We start from the raw sequence: 2,789 nt of genomic DNA on the forward strand, positions 1-2,789 counted from the left end.
ACCCCGCCCCGAGCCCCCAGACAGGAGCGCCCGGTGAACAACGCCACCCTGCTGGCCCTCGGCGCCACCGTCCTGTGCGGCACCCTCGCCGTCGCGGGCGCGCACACCTACGCCTCGGGCCGCGCGCAGCGCCAGGCCCTGGTCGACCGTCTCGCCGGCGGCCAGATCGGCCCGCTCCGCACGGCGAGCGGCCGCGTACGACGGTTCACGGCCGTAGACCGCCGGCTGCGCCGCACCCGCCTCGGCCGGGCGATCCACCTTCGCCTGACCACCACGGGACTCGACCTGACAGCGGGCGAGTTCGCCACATACGTGGCGATGGTCGTGGTCGCCCTGTGGCTGATCGCCGCCGCGACGCTCGCGCCGTTCTTCGGCCCGATCGCCGGCGCCGTCGGCATCTGGGCAGCCGCGATCTTCCTCAACTGGCAGCGCCAGAAACGCATCGAGGCGTTCATCAACCAGCTCCCCGACGTGGCCCGCCTCCTGGCCAACGCCACGGCGGCCGGTCTCGCCCTGCGCACGGCGCTGGCGATGGCGGCGGAGGAATTGGAGGCCCCGGCGGGGGAGGAGCTGGCGCGGGTCGCGGACCAGTTGGCCCTCGGCCGTTCCGTGGACGACGCGCTCGGCGAGCTCGCCGAACGCCTCCCGTCCCGCGAACTCATCGTCCTCGTCACCACCCTCGTCCTGTCGAACAAGGCGGGCGGCACGGTCGTCAGTTCGCTCCGCAATCTCACCCAGACCCTGGAGGACCGCAAGGAGACGCGACGCGAGGTCCGCACGATGCTCTCGGAGGTCAACGCGACGGCGTTCACGGTCCCGTTCCTGGGCCTGGGCTCCCTCCTCCTGATCAACTCCTCGAACGAGGGCGCACTGGCCCGCGTGACCGGTTCGCCCCTCGGCCAGGTCCTGGTCCTGGTGTCGATCGGCCTCTACACCGTCGGTTTCTTCGTCATCCGCCGCCTCGGCAAGATCGAAGTCTGAGAAGGGAGCCGCGATCCGACATGACGACATCGACGCTCCCGCTCCTCCTCGCCCTGCTGATGGCCATTGCCGTGGCGGGTGTCCTGCTCGGCATCCGGATGATCCGCGCCGACGCGAAACTCCCGAGCGACCTGGCCCTCGCCCTGGAGGTGGGCGCGACCCGTGTCTCCAAGACGGGCTCGGCGGTCGACCGGCTCGGTATGCGCTTCGCCCCGTTCGTGCTGCGTCTCATGGGCCCTCGCCGGGTCGAGGCGAAGCGCCGCCGCATCGACATGGCGGGCAACCCCGGCGGCCTCACCCTCAACCGTTACGCCGCTCGCCGGGCCGTTTACGGCTTCTTCGGCGCCTTCATGGGGCTGGTCTTCCTCACCAGTGACCGCCCCCTGTTCGCCGCAGGCACGTTCGCGTTCGGGTTCTTCGCCGCGGACGCCGCGATCTGGCAGGCGGTCCGGGAACGCAAGGACGTCATCGACCGCACGCTTCCCGACTTCCTGGACGTGCTCGCCGTGGTCGTCTCGGCGGGCCTCGGTTTCCGCCAGGCCCTGGACCGGGTGGCGGAGAAGTACGAGGGCCCGTGGGCCGACGAACTCCGCATCACGCTTCGCCAGATGGACATGGGCGTCAGCCGCCGCCAGGCGTTCGACGAACTCCGCAAGCGCAACTCCTCCGAGCAGGTGGCGCAGTTCGTCTCGGCGTTGCAGCAGGGCGAGGAGCTGGGCAGTCCCATCGCGGAGACGTTGATCCAGCTGGCCGCCGACATGCGCCGCACGGACGCCCAGAACGCGCGGCGCAGGGCGGCGAGGACGATCCCCAAGGCGACGCTGGTAACTCTGATCTTCATGCTCCCGGCGACGATGATCCTCATCGCGACGGGCATGTTCCTCGGTTCGGGCACGAACTTCGGCGAGATCCTGGGCCGCTGATGAGAACCCGCGGACCAAACCTGCCCCCATGGACCCGCTGGAGCGTCTCGGCGGCGGCCCGTCGGCGCCGCCCGTCGGACGACCGCACCGCGGCCCCCTCCGTCGCCCCCACCACCGGCTACCTCCAGGACGACGCGGCACCCCCCGCGACTCTCCGCCTCCAGCTGAACGCCCTCCAGGCCCTCTCCCGCCAGACGATCGCCGTCCGCCTCACGATGCTGGCCATCGGCACCCCCTTCGCCATGGCCAACACCTCCGACGGCGCACCCACCCACGCCGTACTCATCGCCGCCGCCCTGGGCATCACCATCTCCTACGCCACCCTGAGGGACTGGGACCGCTTCGCCCCCCGTCTCCTCGCGCACCCCTCCCTGATGGCGCTGGACCTCCTCCTCGGCGCGGTCCTCCTCCTCACCGCCTCCCCGGTCTCGCCCCTCGCCTACGCCACGGTCTGCACCCCGCTCCTCTCCGGCCTGCTCTACGGCTGGCGCGGCGCCGGCCTCTTCACCGGCCTCCAGTTGGCCGTCCTGCTGACCGTCCACCGTGCCTGGGAGCACAGCCCGGGAGCGGGCGCGGGCACCCTCCTCATCGCCGGTTTCTGCGTCGCGGCCGGCATTATCGGCGTGACCCTCCGCAACCTGATGTTCCGCTTCGGTACGGCCACGCAGGCCCTCGCGGAGGCCACGTCCCGTCTCGCCGTGGCGGAGGCCGTCGAGTCGGAACGCGCCCGGCTGGCCCGCGAACTGCACGACTCCGTGGCCAAGACCCTGCACGGCCTGGCCCTCGCCGCGGCCACGAGGGTCGCCTGCTGGCGCAGTACGGCCGGGTCGGGGGCCGGGCGGTCCGCGGAGGTCGACAGCGCGTCCGCGGCGAGGGCCAGGCCGT

At 72.0% G+C, this 2,789-nt stretch carries 3 protein-coding genes; all 3 read left to right on the plus strand.

Annotated features, from left to right (window positions below):
* The first annotated feature begins 33 nt into the window (after positions 1 to 33).
* Positions 34 to 981 carry a type II secretion system F family protein gene (locus AOK23_RS06780; protein ID WP_063791295.1) on the plus strand — a complete coding sequence of 316 codons (948 nt, stop codon included), beginning with the start codon at positions 34 to 36 and terminating at the stop codon, positions 979 to 981.
* A gap of 20 nt (positions 982 to 1,001) precedes the next feature.
* Positions 1,002 to 1,904 (plus strand): DUF5936 domain-containing protein, encoded by a 903-nt coding sequence (locus AOK23_RS06785; RefSeq protein WP_055711835.1) that lies wholly within the window; start codon positions 1,002 to 1,004, stop codon positions 1,902 to 1,904.
* A partial coding sequence (locus tag AOK23_RS06790) for a histidine kinase (protein ID WP_240496288.1) occupies positions 1,904 to 2,789 on the plus strand: 886 nt, incomplete at its 3' end. The genes AOK23_RS06785 and AOK23_RS06790, both read left to right, overlap by 1 nt.

The organism is Streptomyces torulosus (assembly GCF_001419765.1).
Taxonomy (GTDB): Bacteria; Actinomycetota; Actinomycetes; order Streptomycetales; family Streptomycetaceae; genus Streptomyces; species Streptomyces torulosus.

Bases quoted from the DNA above. Each gene is read 5' to 3' on its own strand.
- AOK23_RS06785 (WP_055711835.1), top strand. From the start codon at position 1,002: ATGACGACATCGACGCTCCCGCTCCTCCTCGCCCTGCTGATGGCCATT.